This is a genomic window from Pseudoduganella sp. R-31, from assembly GCF_049913235.1.
GTDB lineage: Bacteria > Pseudomonadota > Gammaproteobacteria > Burkholderiales > Burkholderiaceae_D > Rugamonas.
On record NZ_CP183986.1, the window covers coordinates 4,292,819 to 4,317,007 of the forward strand.

The 24,189-nt window shown below is 63.2% G+C and carries 24 protein-coding genes; 11 read left to right on the forward strand and 13 right to left on the reverse strand.

The window, feature by feature from the left end; all coding sequences use genetic code 11:
• Positions 1-46 precede the first annotated feature (46 nt).
• Genes ACN9MY_RS19350 through ACN9MY_RS19375 form a run of 6 tightly spaced genes read left to right on the forward strand, consistent with a single transcriptional unit; the run spans position 47 to position 5,625 of the window.
• A complete protein-coding gene (locus ACN9MY_RS19350; RefSeq protein WP_426162130.1) occupies positions 47-913 on the forward strand; it encodes an alpha/beta fold hydrolase in 867 nt (288 codons plus the stop codon).
• 3 nt (positions 914-916) lie between these two features.
• Positions 917-2,089: a substrate-binding domain-containing protein gene (locus ACN9MY_RS19355; RefSeq protein WP_426162131.1), complete on the forward strand. Its 1,173-nt coding sequence runs from the start codon at positions 917-919 to the stop codon at positions 2,087-2,089.
• Positions 2,090-2,102: 13 nt separating this feature from the next.
• A complete protein-coding gene (locus ACN9MY_RS19360) occupies positions 2,103-2,852 on the forward strand; it encodes an ABC transporter ATP-binding protein (protein WP_426323797.1) in 750 nt (249 codons plus the stop codon).
• Complete coding sequence (locus tag ACN9MY_RS19365) at positions 2,845-3,567, forward strand: ABC transporter ATP-binding protein (protein WP_426318337.1); 723 nt, start codon at positions 2,845-2,847, stop codon at positions 3,565-3,567. The genes ACN9MY_RS19360 and ACN9MY_RS19365 overlap by 8 nt, the downstream gene beginning before the upstream one ends.
• Positions 3,568-3,581: 14 nt before the next feature.
• The gene (locus tag ACN9MY_RS19370) at positions 3,582-4,556 is read left to right on the forward strand and encodes a branched-chain amino acid ABC transporter permease (RefSeq protein ID WP_426318338.1); all 975 of its coding nucleotides are present in this window, start codon (positions 3,582-3,584) and stop codon (positions 4,554-4,556) included.
• A gap of 1 nt (position 4,557) precedes the next feature.
• Positions 4,558-5,625 (forward strand): branched-chain amino acid ABC transporter permease, encoded by a 1,068-nt coding sequence (locus tag ACN9MY_RS19375; protein ID WP_426318339.1) that lies wholly within the window; start codon positions 4,558-4,560, stop codon positions 5,623-5,625.
• Here ACN9MY_RS19375 and ACN9MY_RS19380 read toward each other — a convergent pair.
• The 5 genes from ACN9MY_RS19380 to ACN9MY_RS19400 form a co-directional block, all read right to left on the reverse strand.
• Complete coding sequence (locus ACN9MY_RS19380) at positions 5,594-6,367, reverse strand: substrate-binding periplasmic protein (RefSeq protein WP_426162137.1); 774 nt, start codon at positions 6,365-6,367, stop codon at positions 5,594-5,596. The two genes, ACN9MY_RS19375 and ACN9MY_RS19380, sit on opposite strands and share 32 nt — an antisense overlap.
• A gap of 3 nt (positions 6,368-6,370) precedes the next feature.
• Positions 6,371-6,994, reverse strand: a complete 624-nt coding sequence (locus ACN9MY_RS19385) for a glutathione S-transferase family protein (RefSeq protein ID WP_426162138.1) — start codon at positions 6,992-6,994, stop codon at positions 6,371-6,373.
• Between the two features lie 21 nt (positions 6,995-7,015).
• On the reverse strand, positions 7,016-7,714 hold the full coding sequence (locus ACN9MY_RS19390; RefSeq protein ID WP_426162139.1) for a glutathione S-transferase family protein: 699 nt from the start codon (positions 7,712-7,714) through the stop codon (positions 7,016-7,018).
• A gap of 67 nt (positions 7,715-7,781) precedes the next feature.
• Entirely contained in the window at positions 7,782-8,372 is a 591-nt protein-coding gene (locus ACN9MY_RS19395) for an NF038129 family PEP-CTERM protein (protein WP_426318340.1), read from the reverse strand.
• Positions 8,373-8,382: 10 nt separating this feature from the next.
• Positions 8,383-11,436 (reverse strand): putative Ig domain-containing protein, encoded by a 3,054-nt coding sequence (locus ACN9MY_RS19400; RefSeq protein WP_426335989.1) that lies wholly within the window; start codon positions 11,434-11,436, stop codon positions 8,383-8,385.
• A 546-nt stretch (positions 11,437-11,982) separates the two neighbouring features.
• Between ACN9MY_RS19400 and ACN9MY_RS19405 the strand changes: the two genes are divergently transcribed.
• Complete coding sequence (locus ACN9MY_RS19405; RefSeq protein ID WP_426318342.1) at positions 11,983-12,609, forward strand: YceI family protein; 627 nt, start codon at positions 11,983-11,985, stop codon at positions 12,607-12,609.
• Here ACN9MY_RS19405 and ACN9MY_RS19410 read toward each other — a convergent pair.
• Positions 12,593-13,222, reverse strand: coding sequence for a LysE family translocator (locus tag ACN9MY_RS19410; protein ID WP_426162143.1), 630 nt, complete (start codon positions 13,220-13,222; stop codon positions 12,593-12,595). The genes ACN9MY_RS19405 and ACN9MY_RS19410 overlap by 17 nt on opposite strands.
• 101 nt (positions 13,223-13,323) lie before the next feature.
• Here ACN9MY_RS19410 and ACN9MY_RS19415 point away from each other — a divergent pair, with 101 nt between their 5' ends.
• The 3 genes from ACN9MY_RS19415 to ACN9MY_RS19425 all read left to right on the forward strand — a co-directional run bounded on the left by ACN9MY_RS19415 (position 13,324) and on the right by ACN9MY_RS19425 (position 16,642).
• Complete coding sequence (locus ACN9MY_RS19415; protein ID WP_426162144.1) at positions 13,324-15,036, forward strand: ATP-binding protein; 1,713 nt, start codon at positions 13,324-13,326, stop codon at positions 15,034-15,036.
• A complete protein-coding gene (locus ACN9MY_RS19420) occupies positions 15,033-15,653 on the forward strand; it encodes a phosphohydrolase (RefSeq protein WP_426162146.1) in 621 nt (206 codons plus the stop codon). The genes ACN9MY_RS19415 and ACN9MY_RS19420 overlap by 4 nt, the downstream gene beginning before the upstream one ends.
• Before the next feature lie 290 nt (positions 15,654-15,943).
• The gene (locus ACN9MY_RS19425) at positions 15,944-16,642 is read left to right on the forward strand and encodes a hypothetical protein (RefSeq protein ID WP_426335990.1); all 699 of its coding nucleotides are present in this window, start codon (positions 15,944-15,946) and stop codon (positions 16,640-16,642) included.
• A gap of 286 nt (positions 16,643-16,928) precedes the next feature.
• On the opposite strand, the gene ACN9MY_RS19430 is transcribed toward ACN9MY_RS19425, so the two are convergent.
• From ACN9MY_RS19430 to epsC, 4 genes are all read right to left on the reverse strand, one after another.
• Entirely contained in the window at positions 16,929-17,132 is a 204-nt protein-coding gene (locus tag ACN9MY_RS19430; protein WP_426162148.1) for a hypothetical protein, read from the reverse strand.
• A 143-nt stretch (positions 17,133-17,275) separates the two neighbouring features.
• On the reverse strand, positions 17,276-19,036 hold the full coding sequence (locus tag ACN9MY_RS19435) for an amidohydrolase (protein ID WP_426335991.1): 1,761 nt from the start codon (positions 19,034-19,036) through the stop codon (positions 17,276-17,278).
• 4 nt (positions 19,037-19,040) lie between these two features.
• On the reverse strand, positions 19,041-19,607 hold the full coding sequence (locus ACN9MY_RS19440) for a YceI family protein (RefSeq protein ID WP_426335992.1): 567 nt from the start codon (positions 19,605-19,607) through the stop codon (positions 19,041-19,043).
• A 126-nt stretch (positions 19,608-19,733) separates the two neighbouring features.
• Positions 19,734-20,675, reverse strand: a complete 942-nt coding sequence (gene epsC / locus ACN9MY_RS19445; RefSeq protein ID WP_426335993.1) for a serine O-acetyltransferase EpsC — start codon at positions 20,673-20,675, stop codon at positions 19,734-19,736.
• A gap of 126 nt (positions 20,676-20,801) precedes the next feature.
• Here epsC and ACN9MY_RS19450 point away from each other — a divergent pair, with 126 nt between their 5' ends.
• A complete protein-coding gene (locus ACN9MY_RS19450) occupies positions 20,802-22,004 on the forward strand; it encodes a multidrug effflux MFS transporter (RefSeq protein WP_426162154.1) in 1,203 nt (400 codons plus the stop codon).
• Here ACN9MY_RS19450 and ACN9MY_RS19455 read toward each other — a convergent pair.
• Genes ACN9MY_RS19455 through ACN9MY_RS19465 form a run of 3 tightly spaced genes read right to left on the reverse strand, consistent with a single transcriptional unit; the run spans position 21,974 to position 24,141 of the window.
• Positions 21,974-22,231 (reverse strand): hypothetical protein, encoded by a 258-nt coding sequence (locus ACN9MY_RS19455; protein WP_426162155.1) that lies wholly within the window; start codon positions 22,229-22,231, stop codon positions 21,974-21,976. The two genes, ACN9MY_RS19450 and ACN9MY_RS19455, sit on opposite strands and share 31 nt — an antisense overlap.
• Positions 22,232-22,282: 51 nt before the next feature.
• Complete coding sequence (locus ACN9MY_RS19460; protein ID WP_426335994.1) at positions 22,283-22,903, reverse strand: helix-turn-helix transcriptional regulator; 621 nt, start codon at positions 22,901-22,903, stop codon at positions 22,283-22,285.
• Entirely contained in the window at positions 22,900-24,141 is a 1,242-nt protein-coding gene (locus tag ACN9MY_RS19465; RefSeq protein WP_426318348.1) for an MFS transporter, read from the reverse strand. The genes ACN9MY_RS19460 and ACN9MY_RS19465 overlap by 4 nt, the downstream gene beginning before the upstream one ends.
• Positions 24,142-24,189: the final 48 nt, after the last annotated feature.

Below are 24,189 nucleotides of genomic sequence, written 5' to 3' on the forward strand. Positions count from 1 at the left end.
CATTTCTTGCACACTGCACGCTCCTGCAACGCTGCCCACGAGGACCATGTATTCCGAGATCAGCTACACCAGCGACGATGGCCTGCGCCTGTATGCGCGCGACTACCCTGCCGCCAGCGGCCCCGCGCGCCTGCCCGTGATCTGCATCCACGGCCTGACGCGCAATTCGGCCGACTTTGAAGACGTCGCGCCATGGATTGCGGCCCAGGGCCGGCGCGTGATCGCCGTCGATGTGCGCGGCCGCGGCAATTCCGAATACGACTCCCAGCCCGACCGTTACACGCCCATGGTGTACGCCAACGACGTCGTCAAGCTGGCGCACGACCTGGGCATCGAGCGCGCCGTCTTCATCGGCACATCGATGGGGGGGCTGATCACCATGACCCTGGCCTTGCGCAAGTCGGCGCTGATCGCGGCGGCGGTCCTGAACGACGTCGGCCCGACCCTGTCGGAACGCGGCCTGTCGCGCATCCGCGGCTATACCGGCAAGGGCGAACAGTTCACGAGCTGGCAGCAGGCGGCGGACTACATCGGCGGCATCAACGCGGTCGCCTTCCCCGGCAACACGGCGCAGGAGTGGGAGCGCTGGGCGCGCCGGGCCTTCCGTGAAGAAGGCAACGGCACCCTGGCCATGCGCTACGACCCGAACATCGCCGTGCCGATCCGCGCCAACAAGCTGCGCTCGACCTCGATGGCCGCGCACTTTGCCTTCCGCCGGCTGGCCCGGCGCCGTCCCACCATGCTGATACGCGGCGCCCTTTCCGACCTGATCGAGCCGGCCCAGGCCAACGCCATGCGTGCTGCAGCACCGCGCATGATGTATGCTGAGGTGCCCGACGTCGGCCACGCGCCGATGCTGTCCGAGCCCGCCGCGCAAGAGGCGCTGCGCAACTTCCTCGCCAGTGTGGACTGATCGATGACAAAGCTGATTGCCCTGTTGCTTGCATTGGCGCCGCTCCTGGCCGGCGCCCAGGAACTGAAGGTCGCCCTCATCGCCGGCAAAACCGGCATCCTGGAGCCCTACGCCAGGGAGACCGAGACCGGCTTCATGATGGGACTTGAATACCTGACCGGCGGCAGGATGGAAATCAACGGCCGCAAGCTGAAGGTCTTTGTCAAGGACGACCAGAGCAAGCCGGACCTGGGTCGCACCCTGCTGGCCGAGGCCTATGGCGACGACAAGGTCGACATCGCGGTAGGCACCAGTTCCTCCGGGTCCGCCATCGCCATGCTGCCCATCGCGGCGGAATACAAGAAGGTCCTGGTCGTGGAGCCGGCCGTGGCCGACGCGATCACCGGCGCCAAATGGAACAAGTACATCTTCCGCACTGCGCGCAATTCCATGCAGGACGGCCTGGCTGCCGCCACCACCTTCAAGCAAGGCAGCGTGGCTTTCCTGGCCCAGGACTATGCCTTCGGAAAGGACGCCGTGGCGGCCGCGCGCGAGGCCCTCAGGCTGACCGGCTCCAAAGCCCACATCGTGCACGAGGAATTCGCGGCGCAGAACGCGACCGACTTCACCGCCCCGGCCCAGCGCCTGTTCGACAAGCTGAAGGATGCGCCGCAGCCGCGGGTATTGCAGATCATCTGGGCCGGCCCGAATCCGATGAACAAGATCGCCGACATGAAGCCGGAACGCTACGGTATCACGCTGGCTCCCGGCGGCAACATCCTGCCGGTGCTGAAGACGTGGAAATCGTTCGCCGGCACCGAAGGCACGATCTATTACTACTACGCCTTCCCGAAGAACAGGATGAACGACTGGTTCGTGGCCGAGCACCGGAAGCGGCACGGGAAACCGCCGGACATGTTCACGGCGGGCGGCTTCACGGCAGCCAGCGCCGTCTACACCGCCCTGGCCAAAACGGGCGGCGGCGACACGCAAAAGATGATTGCCGCCATGGAAGGCATGGAGTTCGATACGCCGAAGGGAAAAATGAGTTTCCGCAAGGACGACCACCAAGCCATGCAAGCGATGTACCACTTCCGCATCAAGAAAGACCAGAAGGACGAATGGGATTTGCTGGAACTGGTGCGTGAGATTCCGGCTTCCGAATTGCCGGTCCCGATCAAGAACAAGCGGCGCTGAAACGATGACTCCACTGCTGTCAACACGCGGCCTGACGATCCGCTTCGGCGGCCACACGGCCGTCGACAACGTCAGTGCCGACTTCCATGCGGGCCAGCTGACCGTGATCGTCGGCCCGAATGGCGCCGGCAAGACCACCTATTTCAACCTCATGTCGGGCCAGTTGCCGGCAACCGGCGGCCAGGTGCTGCTACGGGGCGAAGACATCACGCGCAGCGGTCCGGCCGCACGCACCCGCAAGGGCATCGGCCGCGCCTTCCAGCTCACCAACCTGTTCCCTCACCTGCCGGTGCACGAGAACGTGAGGCTGGCGGTGCAGTCGCGCGCCAATGCCGGCATGAAGCTGTGGTCGATCTGGTCCAGCCACAAGGAACTGATCGATCGCGCCGACCATTACCTGGGTCGCGTGGCGCTGGCGGCGCGGCGCGATACGCCGGTAGCCGCGCTGTCGCACGGCGACAAGCGCAAGCTGGAAGTGGCCATCATGCTCGCGCTGGAGCCGGAAGTGATGATGTTCGACGAACCGACCGCCGGCATGAGCGTGGACGAAGTGCCGGTGGTGCTGGACCTGATCCACCAGGTCAAGGCGCAGCGCAACAAGGCCGTGCTGCTGGTGGAACACAAGATGGACGTGGTGCGAGCCCTGGCCGACCGCATCATCGTGTTGCACAACGGCGCCCTGGTGGCGGACGGCGAGCCCGCTGCCGTCATGTCGTCCGCCATCGTGCAGGAAGCTTACCTGGGGACCGCAAGCCATGAATGAGGCCTTGCTCAAACTGTCCGGCGTGCACACGCACATCGGCGAATACCACATCCTGCAAGGCGTCGACCTGGCCGTGCCGCGCGGCGGCCTGGCGGTCCTGCTGGGCCGCAACGGCGCCGGCAAGACCACCACGCTGCGCACCATCATGGGACTGTGGCAGGCCAGCGCCGGCCAGATCGAATTCAACGGCCGCGACATCGGCAAGCTGCGCACGCCCGATATCGCACAGGCGGGCATCGCCTATGTGCCGGAGTCGATGGCCGTGTTCAGCGACCTGACCGTGCGCGAAAACCTCTACCTTGCGGCGCGCAGCGGCTCGATGGATACGGCGCGGCTGCAGTGGATCTTCTCCTTCTTCCCGGCGCTGGAAAAATTCTGGCATTACCCGGCCGGCAAGCTGTCCGGCGGCCAGAAGCAGATGGTGGCCATTGCACGCGCCATCATCGAACCGCGCGAGCTGCTGCTGATCGACGAGCCGACCAAGGGCCTGGCGCCGGCCATCATCCAGAACCTGGCCGACGCGATCCGCCAGCTCAAGGGCCAGTCCACGGTGCTGCTGGTGGAGCAGAACTTCAACTTCGTGCGCCAGCTCGGCGACACCGTGGCCGTGATGGACGACGGCCGCATCGTGCACAGCGGCGCCATGGCCGAACTGGCCGCCGACCGCGCCTTGCAAGAGCGCCTGCTCGGCCTGGCCCTCGATTCACACCAATAAGGAGCCGCACGCCAATGCCATCCGTTCCGCGCGACTATATACCAATGCTGCTGGTGCCGGCCCTGATGCTGGCCATGCTGCCGCTGGTGGGCAGCATGCCGACCTGGCTCACGCTGACCGTGGCCGGTCTGGCAATGGGGATGATGCTCTTCATCATGTCCAGCGGCCTGACTCTGGTGTTCGGCCTGATGGACGTGCTCAATTTCGGCCACGGCGCCTTCGTCTCCGTCGGCGCCTTCGCCGCCACGCTGGTGCTGGTGCCGATGCAGGGCTGGATGGAGGCCGATTCGCTGGGCATGAACCTGGCCGCGCTCGGCCTGGCGATCGTCATGGCGATGGCCGTGACGGCAGCACTGGGCTGGGCTTTCGAACGCCTCATCATCATGCCTGTCTACGGCCAGCACCTGAAGCAGATCCTGATCACGATGGGCGGCATGATCGTGGTCGAGCAGTTGATCCACGTGCTCTGGGGCGCCGACCACAAGCCGATGCCGCTGCCAACCGCCCTGCGCGGCGCCCTCGTGCTGGGCGACGCCGCCATCGAAAAGTACCGCTTGCTGGCGGTGGCGGTGGGCATGCTGGTGTTCATCGCGCTCACCCTGGTGCTGAACCGTACAAAGCTCGGCTTGCTGATCCGTGCCGGCGTGGAAAATGGCGAGATGGTCGAAGCACTTGGCTACCGCATCCGGCGCCTTTTCGTGGCGGTATTCGCGGCCGGCTCCGCGCTGGCGGGCCTGGGCGGCGTGATGTGGGGCCTGTACAAGGAAACACTGACCGCTTCCATGGGCGGCGAGGTGATGGTCATGGTCTTCATCACGATCATCATCGGCGGCCTCGGCTCGGTGAGCGGCTGCTTCATCGGCGCGCTGCTGATGGCACTGACGGCCAATTACGCCGGCTTCCTGGCGCCGAAGCTGGCGCTCGTGTCCCATATCGTGCTGATGATCGCCATCCTGCTCTGGCGGCCAGCCGGCCTGTCGAGGAAATGACATGCTGAACACCCTTCTTTCCGGCGACCTGCCGCGCAGCCGCGCCCTGTCCGTCCTGCTGCTTGTGGTCGTGCTGGGACTCGCGCTGGCGCCCTTCATCACCAGCGGGGCCCGGCCGCTCAACACCGCCGCCACCATCTGCATCTACATCGTCCTGGTCGCCTCGTATGACCTGTTGATCGGCTACACGGGCATCGTGTCCTTCGCCCATACGATGTTCTTCGGCATCGGCGCCTACGGTGTCGGCCTCGGCTTCGACAGTCCAACACCCGCCTGGGGCGACATGACACTGGGCCTGGCGGCGGCGCTGGCGTTGACGCTGGTCCTGGCCTTCGTCATCGGGCTTTTTGCGCTGCGCGTGCGCGCCATCTTCTATGCCATGATTACGCTGGCGGTCGCGTCTTCGTTCGCGGTGCTGGCATCGCAAATGTCGGCCTGGACCGGCGGCGAGGACGGCAAGACTTTCGACGTGCCAGACCTGCTGTCTCCCGCCAACGAATTCGGCGAATTCATGGGCCGCATCGTGGACGGCAAGGTGCTCACCTACTACATCGTGTTTTCCTGCACGGTGCTGATCTTCCTGGCGCTGCTGCGCATTGTGAACTCGCCTTTCGGGCGCGTGCTGCAGGCGATCCGCGAAAACGAGTTCCGCGCCGAGGCCCTGGGCTACCGCACCGTGGTCTATCGCATCGCAGCCAATTGCATCGGCGCCGTTGCCGCCGCGCTGGCCGGCGCCCTGATGGCGTTGTGGGCGCGCTATGTCGGCCCCAAGACCACGCTGGGCTTTGAGGTCATGACCGACATCCTGCTGATTGTCGTCATCGGTGGCATGGGCACCATGTACGGTTCCGTGATCGGGGCCGTCCTGTTCATCCTGGCGAACAATTACCTGAAGTCCCTGATGGCGCAAGCGGCAGGCGCGATGGCCGGCGTGCCGGTGCTGGCGGCCGCCCTGCACCCGGACCGCTGGCTGCTCTGGCTCGGCATCCTGTTCATCCTCGCCATCTACTTCTTCCCCAGCGGGATCATAGGGAAATTCAGGCAGGCGGCAGTCCGGCCAGGTACCTAGCCAGCAGCCCATCAGCCTTGCCGCTGCTGCGCAATGCATGCACGGCGCGGCGCAGTTCCGTCGCCAGGTCCTCGTCGGCGTTATGGCGGCTCAGGTGCAGGTGGATCTCGCGCGACTGCACCGCCAGCACCCCGCCCAGGCGCGCGCGCGGCACGCCCAGCAAGCGCATGGCGTGGAATACCGCCAGGCGCGTGCCGACCGAGGCATCGAGCCGCCCCTCCTGCAGCATGCGTATGCCTTGCAACTGGTCGGTGATTTCATGCTTGCGGTATTCCCGGTCGTCCAGGAAGGCAGCACCATAATCCGAGCCGCGCAACATGCCCACCGTGCGGCCCCGCAGGTCTTGCAGGCCGTCGAGCTTGAGGCCCGCCCGCCCGATGGCGATGACTTCCGTCGTCCACAACATGCCCATGGGTTCGGCCGCTTCCGCGATTGCCGAGTTGGAGGTGGCGATCATCAGGTCCGCCTCGCCCGAGCGCAGCATGGCGATGGCGCGCGCGTAGGGGGCAAGGGTGATCTCGACCTGGCGCTGCGACTCGCGGGCGATCAGCTCAAGTGCTTCCACGAACAGGCCGCTCTTGCGGCCGCTTGCGTCGAGTACGGCGAAAGGTGGAATGGCCAGGGCCACCGCGCGCAGGGGCCGGGGCCTGGCAAGGGTGCGCAACGGCCAGGAAGCCGCCGCCATTGCAGCGATGGCGGCCGGCATGCAGCCCAGCCAGCGCCGGCGCTGCGCCATTTTCATCGTTCAGGCCCCTGCTGTGGCGCTTGGACGGTCGGCAATGCGGTCGCGCCATGCCTGCAAGTGCTGCAGCCCGTGGTCGGAGGGACGAAATTTCATCAGCCCGCGCGCAAACTCGATGGCGCAAAAGCCGGTAATGTCGGCAATGGTGAAGCGCGGCCCCGCCACGAAAGGCTGCGCGGCCAGCACGCCATCCAGCCATTTCGCGTTCTCGCGGAACTTCTCGCCTTGCGAAGCGCCGAAGTCGGCGAACTGCGGATTCTCGATCGGCGCAAAGCCGGGATGGGAGTGGCGGATGCTGTTGGCCGCAATGGCAAACAGGTGCAGCTCCATGCGGCGATCGGCCATTTCGATGAAGGCACGCTCCTCGGCGCCCTCGCCCATCAGGTTCGGCGCCGGGTGCAGGCCTTCCAGATAGGTGCAGATGGCGCGCGTTTCGCACAGGATGCGGCCATCGTCCAGTTCGAGCGCCGGCACGCGGCCGAACGGATTCACCGCCAGGTAAGCTTCGCTGCGATGTTCGCCCCTGCCCAGGTCGACCGCCTGCAATTCAAGCGCGATGCCCTTCTCGGCCATGAACATGGCGACGCGGCGCGGATTCGGGGCGCGCGGGGCGGTGTACAGCTTCATTGGGTCTCCTTGGTGTTGTGATCAGCGCGACTGGCCGGTTTCCAGCATTTTGCGCGCCTCGGCCGCAAATTGCTCTACTTTCTCCTGACTGTCGGCGCGATCCAACACATTGCTCGGCGGCCGCTCGATGCCGCGCAATACGGCAGGACGGGCGCGGACCTGGCGAATCCAGCGCTGCAGGTGCGGCAGGCCTTCGGTCTCCACCCCGGACCAGCGATGGGTGCGCACCCAGGCCCAGTTGGCGATATCGGCGATCGAATAGTCGCCGGCCAGGAATTCATGCTGCGCCAGTTGGCCGTCCAGCACACGGAACAGGCGCCGGCACTCGCCCTGGTAACGGTCGATGGCAGGCTGGATCTTGTCGGGGAAGTAGCGGTAGAAGACATTGGCCTGGCCCATCATCGGGCCGATGCCGCCCATCTGGAACATCAGCCATTGCAGCACCAGGGAGCGGCCCTTGGCGTCCTGCGGCATCAGGCGGCCGGTCTTCTCGGCCAGGTAGACCAGGATCGCGCCCGATTCGAACACCGCGAAGCCATCGTTGCCGCGGTCGACGATCGCGGGAATGCGCCCGTTCGGATTGATGGCCGTAAACCACGGCTCCTTCTGCTCGTTCTTGCCCAGGTCGAGCACATGCATTTCGTAAGGCAGCGCCAGCTCTTCCAGCGCAATGGAAATCTTGTGGCCATTCGGCGTGGCGGCGGTGTACAGGTCGATCATCGCGGCTCCTTTCACGGAATCGCTGCATCATAGCTGCTTTTCCGCCCCCACGCCGGGGCCAGCCGCGTCAGGCGCGGCGGCGGGTGAATGCCAGCAGGGGCAGGCCTGCCAGCAACAGCAGCCAGGCGGTGCCAGGTTCCGCAACCACCTGCACGTCAACCAGCGGACTGGCGCTGGCCAGGACGAACTGCGGGTTGCCGCCCAGGACAGGCTGCACCGAGACCGTACCGAGGTCGCCGTCGGCGCCCAGATAGCTGGTGTCGTTGAACAGCGCCCAGCCGAAGGTCGAACCGGCATCGCCCTGGCCCACCAGCAGGTTGACGTCGAAGGAGAACACGCCGCCCAGCGTCACCGCCTGCACCCAGTCGCTGCCGCCATCGGCATTGCTGAATGCAAGCGGGCCAGGCGCGGCGCCGGACACAGTCCCGCTCACGTCCGGCGTGCCAAGCAGCTCGCCTGCCAGGTTGGTGACAAGCGCGGTGGCCGGCGTCGCATCGGCCAGGCCGATGAAATACAGGCCGAGGAATGCCGGGCCGGTGCCCAGCGAGGCGGTGTCGACGCTTACCTTGTACAAGGGCCCGGCGGCAGCCTGGCCCGCACCACAGGCCAGCATGGCGGCCACCAGCAGCCGCGCCAGCATAGTTTGCAGTTTACTCATGATGGTGTCCTCAATACTTGACGCTGAAAAGTTGACGGGTATAGGCGATGGCAGCCTTGGCCGGATTGCTGAAGGTCGTCGTCACGGTCACGCTCTGGCCCGGCGCCAGGTCAAGGGTCGGCAGCGTGATGTAGGGCACGCCATCCTTGATGCCGGTCGCGTTATCCAGCGTCACGCCCGGCGTCAGCCCGTACAGCCGGAATTGCAGCGGCCCGCTGACGGTATGCTCCGTAGCGTTGACGATGGTCACGTTGCCGGTGTACTTCTGCGTGAAGCGGTTCATGTTCAGGCCCGATTGCTGGATCTTGACGATCGGCGTGACGTCCACTGGCGTCAGCAGGTCGTAGCGGTCGCCATGGAAGCGCAATTCGCTATAGGAGGAAATGCCCGGATAGGCAGGATCGGTCGGCGGGCCCGGATGGTCGACCCGCACCATGAAGTAGCGATAGCGTTGTTCCGACAGGCCTGGCAGCACAGGAATCGTCTCCAGCTCGAAGTTGCGGTTGCTGGTATCGGTGGTTTCGCGGCTGGTCAGCAAGGTCCAGTTCGAATTGTCGTTCGAGCCGTAGATATTGATGCCTTGTGAACGGTTGGCGAACATGAAGCGGGCCTGGATGCCGAAGGCGTCGACGGACACGCGATAGTCGGCGCCGAAGTCGATGGTCACGACATTGCGCAAGTCGCCCGACGTGCTGTTATAGTCGCCGTCCACCAGCAGGCCGACACGGTTTACGTCGAGCGTGGTGGTGGTCACCATGTGCTTGCTCCAATCGAGGCTGCCGTCCAGCGCAACGCGCGGGTTCAGCAGCTCGAGCTTGGCCACCACCGCCTGCACGGATTTCAGCAGGGCCGGAAAATCGGCATCGGACACCGTCATCATCTGCTCGCGCAGCGGGGCAATCTCCTGCTGGAAGGTCGCCAGCGACGGCGTGGTGTAAACGCTGGCAGGGTCATAGCCGCCCTGCGCCGCCGCAAAGGCACTGGCGCGGTCCGGCTGCACGCTCAGGCGCGCGGTCATGGTGCTGATGGAAATGCCGTCGGTGGCGCTGATCACGATGTCATGCAATCCGCTTTGCGCCGCAGCCGGCGTCCAGTTGAAGGCGCCGGTCGAGGTATCGAGCGTGGCGCCATCCGGGATGCTGATCGCCTTGTAGACCACCGTATCGCCGGCCTGGGCATCGGTGGCCGTGTAGGTCGCCTGGTAAGGCACGCCCTGCACCACCAGCTCCGTGGCCGGGAACACCGGCATGGCAAAGCGCGGCGGGGTCAGTTGGGTCGGCGCGGCCATGTTCACGAAGTCCACGTCCACCGTTGCCCCTTCGGCGCCGGTGAATTTGAAGTACATGATATTGTCGCCCTGGCGCTTGCCCGGCGTGGCCGCCCACGACGTGTCAGGCACGATATAGCGCCACTGGCCTTGCGTGTCGGGCACCGTCATTTCGCACCAAGGACTGGCGCTTTCGGTGGCGCTGGCGGCAAGCTTGGTGACCGCATTGGTGCGGATCATGATGCCGGCCGGCGCGTACTTGGCGCGGTCGGCGTACTGCACGTCGGTGAACACCACCGTAGCGCCGGCCGGCGTGACGTTGGCATGGCCGAAGGTGCGGTCGCCCTCGCTCACCTTGCTCCAGTCGCCCTTCAGGTAGATTGATTTGCGTTCGGTCTCCAGCATGCCTGTGTTAGGCGGCAGGGCCGCCCCGGTCAATGCCTTGGGCAGCGACAGGAAGGCTTCCGCACCCATGTCCTTGTTGGCCGGCGCGCCGGGGCCCCAGCGGGTCACGAACTCGTTCGAATGCGCGTTGGCGGCTGCCAGGAAAGGCGCTTCGACATCGACGTCCACGCCCTCTTCGTACTTGTACACGTTATACAGCTCGGGGATGCCGCCCACTTCGTACAGGCGGCCGCGATAGGCTTCCGATTGGGAAGAGGTGCCGCCCGAGGTATCGGCCCACGGCGCGGCATAGCCAAGCATGAACTGGGCGTAGGCATTGGCGCCCATCAGCACGCGGTTGCCGCCGAACTTGTAGACGCTCACCGCGTCGCCCGAGGTGGAAGGCTTGCCGGTGAACGGGTCCACTTTGGTGCCCTGGGCCGTGACCAGGCGCAGCAGGCCGGTCAGGTTGTCGACATTGTCCCCGCCGTGGGCCTGGTCGCGCTGCATTTCCTGGATCTGGTAGAAGGGATAGCCGTACTTGTTGTAAGGGTTGTCCGCCTCGATCAGGGGGATCAGGGGCAGGATGGCGCCATTGATGTCCTGCCGCGTCGAGGTGGAGTTGACCGTCATCCATTCCACGGTTTCGTCATAGCGCGCGCGGTTGTCGGTAAAGATCGCCCCCGACATGCGCCCCACGATCGAATACACATGCTGGTTCATGAAGCGCTCGTTGCTGGCGAAGAAGGTGCGCTCCATCGGGTCGACCAGGTTGTCCTTCAGCTTCTGGGTGTCGGTGTCGGTCCAGACCAGCGGGTAGGCAGTGTAGCTCGGATCGCCCGGCGTGTAGCGCATGATCTCGGCGGCAGCCAGCATGCGGAACAGCGGCACGCCGGTGTGGATATGCGCATCCGGATAGTAGGCATAGCCATCCTTGTTCATATTGCTCCAGGTGCGCAGAATGCGCATGGCATTGCGGCGGTACTCGTTGCGGCCAGTGATGTAATACAGGATGGCCTGCGTCAGCGCGCCCTGCGAATCGTTGATCAGCCGCACCTGGGCCGTATTGCCGTTGAAGTTGGGCGTGTTGGGCGTATCGATCTTGGTCGAATCGCGATTGGTCGGCAGCAGGTTGATGTTCGCGTAATTGCAGCAGACCGTAGCCAGGGTGTTGTAGTAAGTCTTGTACGGCTCGACGTCGGCGCGCACCTGGGCGCGTGCGTACTCGAGCTGCTCCAGCGTGATGCCGAGCGCCGGATGCTTGATCCCGGTAGCGCTAACAACGGGTTGCAAGACAGGTGTTGCTACATAGTCGACTGCGTAAGCGGGCTGAAATGAAGCGGCGATCGCTGCCGCCACGGCCAATACCCTGAACCCGGCCATGACCCCGCCCTTTAGTGAATGGTTATGCATGATTATCCTTATTAACCAATGTCGAAGGGACATACCGAAACCCGAGCGTCTCCTCTCGTGTTATCGATATCAGGCCAATATAGCACGCACCCCTGCAGCTTGCCTTAAAATTATGTTATCGATATCTAGGCAAGCGATACCGTTTACAGATGGGCAAAAAAAAACCGGCCATTTGGAGGGGGCCGGTGAAAAACGCTTTTTAGGGCGCGGGGATAGAAGAAACCGTGCCGGATTGAGGAATCCGGCAACCCGGCGTACAGGGATGCTGTACGCTATGGACGTACTTTGCCAGCTTTCCGCCGCCTAAGGCTTAGGAGTTCATTAAGGTAGCCAATAATCCCGGGCAAAAAAATACCCGCGTCATTTGCGCGGGTAAAGGGATTCAAATCGGGAGAGATTTGAAAGTGCAAGGGGATATTCTCGAAAACGAAAACATCACGACTTCGTTTAAGATAGTACACTTTTTATAATAGAAACTCTCCAATAGTCACAATGCGAAAAAAAATTTGCAAATGGACTTTTCGAAGCGCGCTTTTAGCGGCGCTTTTGGCCATTTCCGCCTGTGGCACCCAGCCTCCAGCGCCCCCTGCCGCCGCACCGGCAAGCGCGGCCCCGGCGCTCCAGGCCAGCCGCTCGGCGCACCGGATCATGGCGGGCGAATCGCTGATCGCCATGACGGTTCGCCGTGGCGGACCGCTGGCTCGCATGGGCCACGACCACGTCGTTGCCACGCGCCAGATTGAAGGTTTCGTGGACGTCGAACAGGGCCGCACTGAATTACGCTTCCGCCTGGACCAGTTGACGGTCGACGAGGCAGCGCTACGCAAGGAAGCCGGGCTCGAGACCCAGCCTTCGGCCGACGCAATTGACGGCACGCGGAGGAATATGTTCAGCAAGGTCTTGCAAGCAGAAGCCTATCCATGGGTGCTGGTGCGGGCCGCCTTCGAACCGGGAACGAAAGACAAGCTGCGCGCGGAAATCACGCTGCATGGCGTGACGCGCGCATACCAGGTGCCGCTGCAGTTGCGCGAGGATGGTGCAGTCCTGCAGGCCAGCGGCGCCTTCACCGTCAAGCAGACCGATTTCGGCATTACGCCATTTGCCGTTTTCGGCGGCGCACTATCGGTGAAAGACGAACTGGAACTGAGGTTCGCGATCAGCGCGCGACGATAAGGCGCAAGCCCAGGCCGACGAAGATCGCACCGGCCCCGCGGTCCAGCCACAGGCCGGCGCGCGGATTGCGGTTGATCCATTTGCCCACGGCGCCCGAGAAGTAGCCCAGCGCCCCAAACAGCAGGCAGGCTTGCAGCGTGAAGACCAGGCCCAGTTGCGCGGTCTGCCAGCTGGCATCGCCGCGCCCTGCCACCACGAACTGCGGCAGGAAGGACAGGAAGAACAGCACCACCTTCGGATTGATCGCATTTGCGAACAAGCCTTTGGCAAACAGCTTGCCCAAGGACTCCTCCGGCAGGGCCGCCTGGCCCACTTGCGCGCCGCCCTTGCTGCGCAGTGCGCCATATCCCATCCAGATCAGGTAGAGTCCCCCCGCAACCTTGAGCGCGGTGAATGCTGCAGGCGATGCGGCAATCAGCGCACCCACGCCCAGTGCGGCCAGCAGCGTATGACTGAGGCAGCCCAGGGCGCAACCGAGGCCGAATACCACGCCCTGCTTGCGTCCACGGGACATGCCCATACTTAATACCATCAGGTTGTCCGGACCTGGCGATACGGTAATGAGCATGGCGGCGGCCAGGAAGGCCAGCCCTTGTTCAGGAGAAATTAACATAGCCGGGATCATACACGAGTGCAGCGGGGCATAACAATTCAGTATCGCGCCATGATTATTTGTCCATTACAATAATTGCTATTGAGGAGATCATTAATATTTTGTTTTCTTCGTTTGCATCGTTTATTGAACTGCTTGCGCCCCTCTTATTAATCCTGGGGTTGGCGGCGTTTATCCTGCTGATATGGGAGAACCGCAGCCTAAAGAAGCAATTACAGGCGCGGGAGGCCGCGCTGAGGCAAACGCAGATTCAAAATGAAAAGCTGGGCCGCCACCGCATCGACTTCCTGGCGGCCATGAGCCACGACATCCGCACCCCGCTGGCCGGCGTGATCGGCATGCTGAAATTTGCCCTGCGCGACCGCACCATCGCCGACCGTACCGGGGAATACCTGCGCATCGGCCTGAAAAACAGCGAAGCCCTGCTGGCGATCCTGAACGACCTGCTCGATTTCTCCCGCATCGACGCCGGCCGCCTGTCGATCAACACCCAGGACCTGGACCTGATCGACATCATTGACGAAGCCATCACCATCCTGCGCCCGCAGGCCGACGCCAAGGCCCTGCTGCTGCGCTGCGAACTGGCGCCGGGCCTGCCGCGCCATGTGCAGGGCGACCCCAACCGCATCCGCCAGATCCTGCTCAACCTGCTGGGCAATGCCATCAAGTTCACCGAACGCGGCGAAGTGCGGCTGCGCGCTTCCGGCGAAACGGCTGACGGGCTGGCCCGTGTCAGCTTCAGCATCAGCGACACGGGCCCGGGCATTCCACTGGAAATGCTGCCGCGCCTGTTCCGCAAATTCGAGCCCGCCGACCTCTCTTCCACCCGCCAGGCCGACGGTCCCGGCCTTGGCCTGGCCATCTGCAAGGAGCTGGTCGGCCTGATGGGCGGCCAGATCGAAGCCGATACCCGCCTCGGCAAGGGCACCACGCTGCGCTTCTCGCTGCCGCTGGCACTGGGCGGGCCGCTGGAGCAGGACCCGGTCAAGATCCCGGCCAACCTGCGCCACGCCTACCGCTTGCGCGTGCTGTGCGCCGAAGACGTGCGCACCAACCAGATCATCATCAGCACCCTGCTGGAAGGCATGGGCCATGAAGCGACCGTCGTGGAAAACGGCCTGGAAGCGCTGCGCGCGCTGCACGAACGCGATTTCGACGTGGTGCTGATGGATGGCCGCATGCCGCAAATGGATGGCGAGCAGGCGGCCCGCCTGGTGCGCCGGGGCGGCAGCCAGGATTACCCGTCGCGCGATCCGCTGATACCGATCATCGCCCTTACCGCCAACGCCAACGAACTCGATCGTGCACGCTACCTGTCGGCCGGCATGGACGCTTTCCTCAGCAAGCCGGTGGATGAACGCCTGCTGTTCGACCAGCTTGAAAAGACCATCACGCAATTGCTCAATCGCGGCCGCAGCCTGCCGCGCACCGCGCCCACGCTGGCGGAACTGGACGACATGTTCGGCGTGGAGCCGGCCAGCCCGGCGATCCATATCCTGCCCCTCAGCGGCATGACAACACGCCACCAGCAGCGCATCGCCCAGGCCTTCCTTGAGGAAGCGCCACGCCGCATGGACGAAGGCCGCCTGGCCCTGCAGAACGGCGATGGCGAAGGCGCCACCAGCGCCTTCCACGCTCTGAAAGGCAGCTGCGGCTACCTGAGCGCCCCCGAACTGCATACCCTGTGCCATCAAATGGAAAAGGCCAGCGCCGCCGGCGACCTGCAGTCGGCCGCCGCACTGTTGCCCGAACTTGAAACACTTATCCTGCAAGCTTGCACCGACCTGCGTCGCGACGATACGATAGCGGCATGACGACTCAACGCGCCTGGGTGCGCATGCCATCCGGCCGCCGGCTGGACTTGCTGGACCCCACGCCCTTCGATTGGGATGACGCCGACCTCGCACTGGGCCTGGCACGCACCTATCGCTGGGGCGGCCACTCGGCCTGGCCCTTGCCCCTCTCCGTCGCCCAGCATTCGATCACGGTGCTGCAATTGCGCCGCCTGTGGTCGCCCGCCCCGCTCGACCCGCTGCGCTCGCTACGCGAGCTGCTGCACGACGCCGAAGAAGGCTTGCTGGGGTTCGATTGCATCTCCGTGCTCAAACCCTTCCTCGGCGACAGCTTCCGCGAATTGAGCCAGCGGCTGGAACAAGCGGTATTCCTGCGCTATGGCTTGCCGGCCTGGACGCCGAAGGAATACCAGGTCCACAAGCGCGCCGACCGGCTGGCCGCGGCCAGCGAAGCGGTGCACGTGGTGGGCTGGAGCAATGAAGAGGTGCGCCGCACTTTGAAGATCCACGCCGTGCCCCTGCATGACGATCCATTGCAGGCCTTGTATGGCGAACCGGCCTGGGAACCCTGGCCGCCCGGGCTGGCCTGCGAGCGATTTCTCGACGAATTGAACCGTCTCAAGGCAGCGGCTTCATAGTCCGGATGATAAAATTGCCGTAATGCGAAGTTTTTAAAGACGAAATTCCAGTTATCCACTTCTGCTGTGGATAAACGTGTGGAGAAGCGGGTCTTGACAGCCCGTTCCGCCTTTAACGGCGCGGCTTTCAACAAATTGCCCAATTCTTTGGCAATCGATTAGTCTGAATAGAATCAATGACTTAGCACGGTAGAGTGCGTGCCATTTTGCAACTCACTGAGCCTTCGGAAAATATTTTGACAAAAGTTCTGGCGCGGAATAGTGTGTCCACAACCGACAAAGGAAAATGCATGGACGTGAAAGTTCCTGACGACGATTCAAGCGAAGGATGGATGATCGACGACGAGGCGCAAGCCAGTTCCGCCGAGCAGGCTCCAGGCGCCAATCCCGCTCCATGGCGGGTACTGATCGTCGACGACGACGTCGACGTCCACGTCGTCACCAAGTTTTCACTCAGCAATGCATGCTTCATGGGACGCCGCCTCAGCTTCCTGCACGCCTATTCCGGCGAAGAAGCCCTGACCACCCTGCGCAACAACCCCGACGTGGCGCTGGTGCTGCTGGACGTGATCATGGAAACCAGCGATGCCGGCCTGCGCGTGGCCAACCAGATCCGCTCCGAGCTTAAGAATGAACTGGTGCGCATTGTGCTGCGCACCGGCCAGCCCGGCCAGGCGCTCGAACACAGCATCATCCTCGATTACGACATCAACGATTTCTGGTGCAAGACCGACCTCACGACGCGCAAGCTGTTCACCACCGTGATTTCCTCGCTGCGCAACTATGCGGACCTGCAAGTCCTGCAGTCGCAACTAGCAAAATACAACCAGCACCGCGAGCAATTTGCGGCGATCTTGCAGGGCCTGCAGAACGGCGAAGCATGGTCGGGGCACCTGGTCATCGGCCAGCCGGCCTCCACTGTGGATATCCAGGTCCAGCCGGGCGCCGAGCCGGGCAGTTTCAAGGCTTCGGGACGCATCCTGAAATAAGCACTGTATGCACGTACAGTAGTTATTTTAGCGCCATCTACCGTCGAATTCCCGGTAAAACGCGGTAAGTCGCGGATTGAAAAGGGCTTTTCCAATTATCCACATTGTTTGTGGATATCTTTGTTGATAAAGGGGTCTTGACAAGGCAAACAGCCCTCAACGACGCCATTTTCAACAAACTGCCTGTTCAATGTGCAGAAAAAAGCACCTTAAAAATCAAGGACTTAAAATCTCACCAATTCTCACATGCGTTCTTTAACTAATTAAAGTCGCGCGTTACTTTTCGTTAATTCTTGTGCATAACCCAGGCTGCCGAGCGCCGCTGGGCCGGTTGCAGCAAGACACGGCGGATGATGTGGGGAGCGATGTTATGGGATTTCATATACTCCACTGCGCACACGGTGCTGAAGCTCGCTTGCACCTCGATGCCACGGTCGACGATTTCACTGCGCGCCAGATCGACGCGTGGCAGGTATTGCAGCAGATCCATAGGAACACCTTCGGGCGGGGTGGGCGGTCAAGGAAGTATTGACCATGCCGCCAATAAGTCAATGGCCCACCCGCAACACCTACAGCTGAGCCCGTGTCACACCCTGGGGCCAGACCCCAGGGTGTGACACGGGCTGGTCAGTACTAGTGGTTCTGGTAGCCGCCGTAGTATTTGACTGGACTCCATTCGGGCTGCACGGGCGGCAACTCGGGGGCGTATTGGCCGAAGTCGGCGCCGGCGTGGACGATGCGGCCGTTCACCACGGTCAGCGCGCTTTCCAGCGTCTTGATCTCGGCTTCAGGGATGCTGAAATAGTCCTTCGGCAGGATCACCAGGTCGGCGTATTGGCCTTTGGCGATCTGACCCTTCAGCTTTTCTTCGCCGCTGAACCAGGCGCTGCCCTGGGTCATCAGCTTCAGTGCTTCGTAGCGGCTCAGGCGGTCCCTGGCCTGCCACATCGGCATGCCGCCCGCGGTCTTGCCGGTCACCGCCCAGTAAATCGACGGCCACGGGCCATAGCTCGATACGCGGGTACCGTCCGTGCCTAGGCCGACCGGAATCTTCATCTCCAGCATCTTGCGGATCGGCGGCATCTGGCGCTCCTGCGCGCCATAGCGCTTGGCGTAATGCTCGCCCTGGAAGTACATGCGGTCTTGCACAGCCACGCCGCCGCCAAGCTTCTTCACACGCGCCAGTTGATCATCGGTGATGGTCTCGGCGTGGTCGAAGAACCAGCGCAAACCGTTGAACGGCATTTCGCGGTTGACCTTTTCGATCACCGCCAGGTCGCGCTCGATCGATTCGCCGTATGTGGCGTGGATGCGGAACGGCCAGCGGTTTTTCACCAGTAGGCGCAGCACCGGTTCCAGTTCGCTTTCCATATGGCCCGGCATTTCCGGGCGCGGCTCGAGGAAGTTTTCGAAATCGGCTGCGCTCCACACCAGGTTCTCCCCTGCCCCTTCGGTGTTGTAGCCGTTGGCGTAGAACATATGGTCGTTGCGGTCAGGCTTGGTCATCGTGAGCCAGCGCTGGTAGTCTTCCAGTTCCTTGCCCGGCTTTTGCGCGAACAGATAGTAGGAAGTGCGCACGGCCAGCTTGCCGCCCTTGGCCAGTTCCAGGCTGACCGCGTAGTCGTCTGGATAAGCCTGCCCGCCGCCGCCAGCGTCGATCGCGCTGGTCACGCCGAGGCGGTTCATTTCGCGGTAGTACTGGATGGTGGAATTCAGCTGCTGATCGCGCGGCAGCGCGCCGGTCTTGCCCAGCGTGGAGTACAGCACCATCGCGTTCGGCTTGGCGACCAGCAGGCCCGTCGGCTTGCCGTCTGTGCCCAGCTCCACCACGCCGTCCTTGTATTTGGTGTCCTTGTCGTAGCCCAGGACTTCAATGCCCTTCTTGTTCACGAAGCCAAGGCCGTACAGGTAGAGGATGAATACCGGCTTGTCCGGCACCGCCTCATTCAGTTCTTCCAGCGTCGGCAGGCGCTTTTCTTCAAACTGGAACTCGTTGAAACCGCCCACCACCTTGATCCATGCTCCGTCCGGCGTGCGGGCGGCCTGCTCGCGCAGCATCTGCATGGCGCGCTTCAGCGAAGTCACGCCGTCCCAGCGCAGCTCGGCGTTGTAGTTCAGGCCTTGGCGGATGATGTGTAGGTGGGAGTCGTTCAAACCGGGAATGACCGTGCGGCCGCCGGCATCGATTACTTGCGTGCCAGGCTTCTTCAGCTTGAGCACCTGGGCATTGCTGCCCACCGCAGTAATCACGCCGCCCTTGATGGCTACTGCCTGCGCGAAGCTGCCTTCACGCGCCATCGTGGCGACTTTGCCGTTCGTGATGATCATGTCTGTCGCATAGGCCTGCGACAGACCGGCAGCCAGCAAGGCTGCGGCCAGCAACGGTCTGTTCATGGACTTATTCCTTGATCGATTCGATCGAGAAGCCGAGGGTCAGCTCGTCGCTGACGTGCGGGGCGTATTTGCCGGCGCCGAAATCGGAACGCTTGATCTTGGCGATCGCATTGGCGCCGCAAGCGTCTTTCTTCAGCATCGGGTGCGGCATGCACTGGAAGGAGGTCACTTCCAGGTTCACCGGCTTGGTCACGCCCTTGATGGTCAGGTTGCCTTCCACGCCCACCACCTTGTCGCCGTTGAACAGGAACTTGGTCGACTTGTAGGTGATGGCCGGGTACTTGGCGGAATCGAGGAAGTCGGGGCCTTGCAGGTGTCCGTTAAACAGGTCGGAGCCGGTATTGACCGACTTCGGGTCGATGGTCACTTCCACCGAGCCGGTCCTGGCGGCGCGGTCGATCTGGATCTTGCCGGTCGTGCTATTGAATTTGTTCACCTGGGTCGAATAGCCGAAGTGGCTGTACTCGAAGCGGGAGAAGGAATGCATTGGATCGATGCTGTAGGTTTCAGGTGCGGCGGATGCGGCGAAGGAGAAGCCGGCGGCGAGGGCGAAGGCGATCAGTTTTTTCATTGTAAGAACTCCAGGTTGGGAATGACGGCCCATTATGCGACGACAACCGATCAGTGTAAAACGCATAATGTGCGCGCTACTGATCGACTTTTTCGATAGTAGGCACCAGTCTGGAGCGAAAAACAATCACCCTTTCGAGGTATCCCCCTCACAATCGCTGCGCATCTGCGCCTGCGACACATTGCTGTTCGGCGGCACGCTCTGGGTCAGCCAGACATTGCCGCCCACAGTGGAGCCGGCACCGATGGTGATCCGTCCCAGCACGGTGGCGCCGGCATAGATCACCACATCATCTTCCACGATTGGATGGCGCGGCGTCCCTTTGATCAACTGCCCGGATTCGTCGGCCGGGAAGCGCTTGGCGCCCAGCGTGACGTGCTGGTACAAGCGCACGCGCTCGCCAATGATGGTGGTTTCGCCGATCACCACGCCCGTGCCGTGGTCGATGAAGAAGCTGGCGCCGATCCGTGCCGCCGGGTGGATATCGATTCCGGTGCGCGAATGGGCGATGTCGCTGACGATGCGCGCGATGAAAGGCGCGCCGAGCTTGTGCAGGCTATGCGCCAGCCGATAGTGCAGGATGGCCACCATGCCTGGATAGCACAGGAGGATTTCCGCAATCGAGGTCGCGGCCGGGTCCCCGGCATAGGCAGCCTGCACATCAGAGACGACCAGGGCGCGGATCTGCGGCAGCGAGGCGGCGAAGGCGCGCGTGATGCCGAGGGCTGCGCGCGCCTGGTCTTCCTCTGTCTCCGCCACTTCTGCGCCGAATTGAAGCCCGCGCCGCACCTGTTCGTGCAAGCGGTCCAGCGTCGTGTTCAGGGTATCGCCGACGAAGTAGTCGATGCTTTCGTCGGTCAGGTTCGGGCGTCCGTAATGTGTCGGGAACAAGGCCGCCGACAAGCCCTCGAGGATTTGTACCAGCTCCGCGCGCGAAGGCAGTTCGCGCACGCGACGCTGGTGGCGGATATTGTGGGTCGCTTCGCGCGATACGCGCAACTGGTGTACCACCTCGTCGAGGTCCCAACGCGCTGCGCCGCTTGAGGCGCCATAAGAGTCGATAGCCATAAGGCACAAGAATATCGAAATTACATTAAAAAGCGAAAGAAGCTGTTCGCACAAGCTTATGCTTTCCAGTCATAAGCACAGACTCCGGGATTCCCTTAAAATAGCGCGCTCACTCTCGGGCATCACATGAAGAATATCCTGCTTACCCTGCTGCTGGCCGGCCTGACCATGGTCGGCCCGCTGGCGATCGACACCTATTTACCCTCGTTCCCGGCCATCGCTGAGACCTTCAACGCCAGCCCGATGGCGATCCAGCAGACCCTGAGCCTGTTCCTGTTCACCTTCGCCTTCATGATGCTGTTCTACGGCACCCTGTCGGACAGCTTCGGCCGCCGCCCGGTCATCCTGTGGTCGCTGGTCCTGTACGTCCTGGCCTCGCTGGGCGGCGCCCTGGCCGGCTCCTTCGGCTTCCTGCTTGGCGCCCGCATCCTGCAAGGGCTGGCCTCGGGCGCCGGCTCCGTGATCGGCCGCGCCATCGTGCAAGACCGTTTCGAGGGCATGGAAGCTCAGAAAATCCTCGGCAACATCATGATGGTGTTCGGCCTGGCGCCAGCAATCGCTCCCGTGCTGGGCGGCTGGCTCCAGGTTTCCTTCGGCTGGCGTTCGATCTTCTGGTTCCTTGCCGCCTTCGGCGTCTTGATGTGGGTTGCCGTCTGGCGCTGGCTGCCGGAGAGCCTGCCGCAGGAAAAGCGCCACCCGCTGCACCTGGGCGCCATCGCACGCAATTACTGGATGGTGCTGAAGCACCGCCAGTTCCTCCTGCTGTCGGTGTCGCTCGGCGCGGCCTTTGGCGGTTTTGCCCTGTATATCGGCTCCGCCGCCTATTTCATCATGCATATCCTGAAGCTGCCGGAAACTGCATTTGCCTGGCTGTTCATCCCCCTGATCAGTGGCCATGTGCTGGGGGCAACGATGAGCGGCAAGCTGGCGCACCGCATGCCTCCGGCGAAGCTGATTCGCCTGAGCTTTGTGCTGATGGCCATTGCCGCTGCGCTCAACGTGGGCTACAACTGGTTCTTTGCCGCGACCGTGCCGTGGGCCGTACTACCGCTGTTCCTGTTCTCGTTCTCGCTCGCGCTGGCGATGCCGCCGCTGACGCTGGCCGGCATGAACCTGTTCCCGCAAAATAGCGGACTGGCGGCGTCGATGCAGTCCTTCCTGCAGATGATGCTGTTTGCACTGGTGTCCGGACTGGTGGCGCCGCTGCTGTTCGACAGCGCACTACACCTGGCGCTCGGCCTGGTGGCTTGCCTGGTGGTCAGCTACGCCACCTACCTCGGCGCCACGCATGGCCAGGCTCAGGGCCAGGGCGCCGGCGTCACTTCCTGATATTGCGGGCCGCCTTGCTCAGGCTCGGGCGCGGCCTGCGGTTTCTCGTGCCCCGGCCTGAGGTTGGGCGGCAAGCCAAGTCCGAGGATTTCCTTGCGGCCCTCGACAAAGTCGGAAGTGCTGAGCGGATGTTCGCTGTCGGGCCAATTGGCAATGGCCCAATTCTGCACCTCGACAAATCGCTTCCACACTTCCGAGACAAACTGCCGCCTGATCGCGTCATCCATGGGCGCCTCCGTTGGGTTTACCCCTACTCTACACCAGCGCTGGAAATGCTGTCACACTGGCTTGATGCGGTAGGCGCAACGGCGCTCCCCCGCCAGGATATGCTCCTCGCGCTGCACCTGGCATCCAGGACCCAGCACGCGCTGGAAAACGTCGAGTTCCGAACGGCAGAAATTCTGGCATTCGCGGGCTGCGGCGCAGATCGGGCAATGGTTTTCAACCAGCAGTAGCGATCCGTCGCCTTGCTGCTCGACTTCGGCCATATAGCCCTCCACGTCGCGCGCCAGCGCCAGGGCTTGCACGCGTTCAGGTAATGCCGTGCCGTCGCCGATCGCTTCGCGGTAGAAAGCCTCGCTGGCCTGTTCGCGGGCGGTGATCAGCTTATCCATGCCATCTTCCCCGAACAGGGCTCGCACTTGCGTGATCAGCTGCAGCGTCAAGTCGGCGTGACGGTCGGGAAAGCGCGCGTGGCCGGCGTCGGTCAACAGCCAGCGGCGCGACGGGCGGCCGACTTTTTCCGCCACATCTTCAAACGTCACGAAACCACGTTCCTCCGCCGCCTCCAGGTGGCGGCGCGTGCCCATCGAAGTCAGGTCGAGCAACTCGGCCAGTTGCTGCGCCGTGCGCGGGCCGCGCGTCTTCAGCAGGAAAAGGATCTGGTCGGCGGTATTCATGCGCCGGCTCCTTCAGTGCCAGCCAGCCCGCGCTGCACAGGCGCCGCCGCCAACTCTCCACGCCAACCGCGCAGGCGCCAGCCTGCCCACGCCGCCAACACGGCGCCGAGCAACAGGATCAGGCGGGTATCGACCAGCGTCAGCACGGAGCCGATCGCCGCCATCAAGATATTCGCGAAGCAGAACGTCATCGAAAGCAGGCCCATGACGGAGCCCTGTCCGTGTGCCGCGAAGCGGTCCGCCGCCCAGGATTGCACTGTCGCGTTATAGAAAGCGTTGGGCAGCCCGAACAGGCAGATCGCCACCATGCCGATCCACAGGTTGCCAAGCGCAACACCAGCCACTGAAGCAGCGAGGCCGAAAGCCAGCCAGCTCGCCCGGTGCAGCGGTGCCATGCTGCTCGGCCGGCCAGCGATGATAGCGGCCAGCGTCATGATCGCGCACATCGCCATATTGATGGTCGCAATGCCGCGTGCATCGTAGCCGCCTTGCTCCACCAGCCACAGTGGGTAGTATTCATAGAATCCGGTGATGCCGCAGGTCAGCGCCAACTGCACGATGAACAGCGTGCGCAGTTCAGGGACGCGCAACAGATGCATGGCGTGATGCGAGCGCGCCACCTGCCACCAGGAGACGCCATCGGAAGGCGCTTTGGCGGCGCGCGGCACCGTCATCGCCACGAGCGCCGCAGCCAGCATCAGCGCTGCCACGGCAACCCAGAACGGCACCGTAATGCCGAAACCCAGCGTGAAACCGGCCAGCACCGGGCCTACCAGCCAGCCCAGGTGCAGCGAACCATTCACCAGCGACAACGCGCGCATGCGCTGCGGGCCCTCCAGCTTTTCCGCCACCAGGGCGCGCGCCACCGCGCCGTTCCCTTCCAGCAGGCCGGTGCCGAAGCGCGCCAGGATGAACAGCGGGAAGGACTGCGTCACCAGCGCGAGACCGGTCAGCGCGTGGCCCGCCGCTGCGCCGAGGGCAGTGGCCAGCAGGATCGGGCGGCGCCCATAACGGTCGGACAAAGGCCCGAGCAGCGCCGAGCCGATCACCAGGCCGATCGGGTTCACCGTCAGCGCGATGCCGAACAGCAGCTTGGGCGGCAGGCCGAGGAAGTTGTTCAGGCTATTGTGGGCTTCTGCCGCGAACAGCGGCGGCAGGATGGGATATGGCAGTGATGCGCCCGTAGTGGACAGCAAGCCAAGCAGGCAGGTAGCCGCGATGAGGAGGAGATTGTTCATGCCCTCCAATATACGCAGCGCCCGACAATAAGTAAACGAAAATCTTTA

What these genes read in the sequence shown, in the direction of transcription:
- ACN9MY_RS19410 (WP_426162143.1), bottom strand. Translation starts at nt 13,222, where the DNA reads ATGTTAATTTCTCCTGAACAAGGGCTGGCCTTCCTGGCCGCCGCCATG.
- ACN9MY_RS19390 (WP_426162139.1), bottom strand. Translation starts at nt 7,714, where the DNA reads ATGATCGACCTGTACACCGCCGCCACGCCGAATGGCCACAAGATTTCC.
- ACN9MY_RS19425 (WP_426335990.1), top strand. Translation starts at nt 15,944, where the DNA reads ATGGACGTGAAAGTTCCTGACGACGATTCAAGCGAAGGATGGATGATC.
- ACN9MY_RS19370 (WP_426318338.1), top strand. Translation starts at nt 3,582, where the DNA reads ATGCCATCCGTTCCGCGCGACTATATACCAATGCTGCTGGTGCCGGCC.
- epsC (WP_426335993.1), bottom strand. Translation starts at nt 20,675, where the DNA reads ATGGCTATCGACTCTTATGGCGCCTCAAGCGGCGCAGCGCGTTGGGAC.
- ACN9MY_RS19355 (WP_426162131.1), top strand. Translation starts at nt 917, where the DNA reads ATGACAAAGCTGATTGCCCTGTTGCTTGCATTGGCGCCGCTCCTGGCC.
- ACN9MY_RS19455 (WP_426162155.1), bottom strand. Translation starts at nt 22,231, where the DNA reads ATGGATGACGCGATCAGGCGGCAGTTTGTCTCGGAAGTGTGGAAGCGA.
- ACN9MY_RS19420 (WP_426162146.1), top strand. Translation starts at nt 15,033, where the DNA reads ATGACGACTCAACGCGCCTGGGTGCGCATGCCATCCGGCCGCCGGCTG.
- ACN9MY_RS19450 (WP_426162154.1), top strand. Translation starts at nt 20,802, where the DNA reads ATGAAGAATATCCTGCTTACCCTGCTGCTGGCCGGCCTGACCATGGTC.
- ACN9MY_RS19350 (WP_426162130.1), top strand. Translation starts at nt 47, where the DNA reads ATGTATTCCGAGATCAGCTACACCAGCGACGATGGCCTGCGCCTGTAT.
- ACN9MY_RS19440 (WP_426335992.1), bottom strand. Translation starts at nt 19,607, where the DNA reads ATGAAAAAACTGATCGCCTTCGCCCTCGCCGCCGGCTTCTCCTTCGCC.
- ACN9MY_RS19400 (WP_426335989.1), bottom strand. Translation starts at nt 11,436, where the DNA reads ATGCATAACCATTCACTAAAGGGCGGGGTCATGGCCGGGTTCAGGGTA.
- ACN9MY_RS19460 (WP_426335994.1), bottom strand. Translation starts at nt 22,903, where the DNA reads ATGAATACCGCCGACCAGATCCTTTTCCTGCTGAAGACGCGCGGCCCG.
- ACN9MY_RS19430 (WP_426162148.1), bottom strand. Translation starts at nt 17,132, where the DNA reads ATGGATCTGCTGCAATACCTGCCACGCGTCGATCTGGCGCGCAGTGAA.
- ACN9MY_RS19365 (WP_426318337.1), top strand. Translation starts at nt 2,845, where the DNA reads ATGAATGAGGCCTTGCTCAAACTGTCCGGCGTGCACACGCACATCGGC.
- ACN9MY_RS19385 (WP_426162138.1), bottom strand. Translation starts at nt 6,994, where the DNA reads ATGAAGCTGTACACCGCCCCGCGCGCCCCGAATCCGCGCCGCGTCGCC.
- ACN9MY_RS19465 (WP_426318348.1), bottom strand. Translation starts at nt 24,141, where the DNA reads ATGAACAATCTCCTCCTCATCGCGGCTACCTGCCTGCTTGGCTTGCTG.
- ACN9MY_RS19380 (WP_426162137.1), bottom strand. Translation starts at nt 6,367, where the DNA reads ATGAAAATGGCGCAGCGCCGGCGCTGGCTGGGCTGCATGCCGGCCGCC.
- ACN9MY_RS19375 (WP_426318339.1), top strand. Translation starts at nt 4,558, where the DNA reads ATGCTGAACACCCTTCTTTCCGGCGACCTGCCGCGCAGCCGCGCCCTG.
- ACN9MY_RS19395 (WP_426318340.1), bottom strand. Translation starts at nt 8,372, where the DNA reads ATGAGTAAACTGCAAACTATGCTGGCGCGGCTGCTGGTGGCCGCCATG.
- ACN9MY_RS19435 (WP_426335991.1), bottom strand. Translation starts at nt 19,036, where the DNA reads ATGAACAGACCGTTGCTGGCCGCAGCCTTGCTGGCTGCCGGTCTGTCG.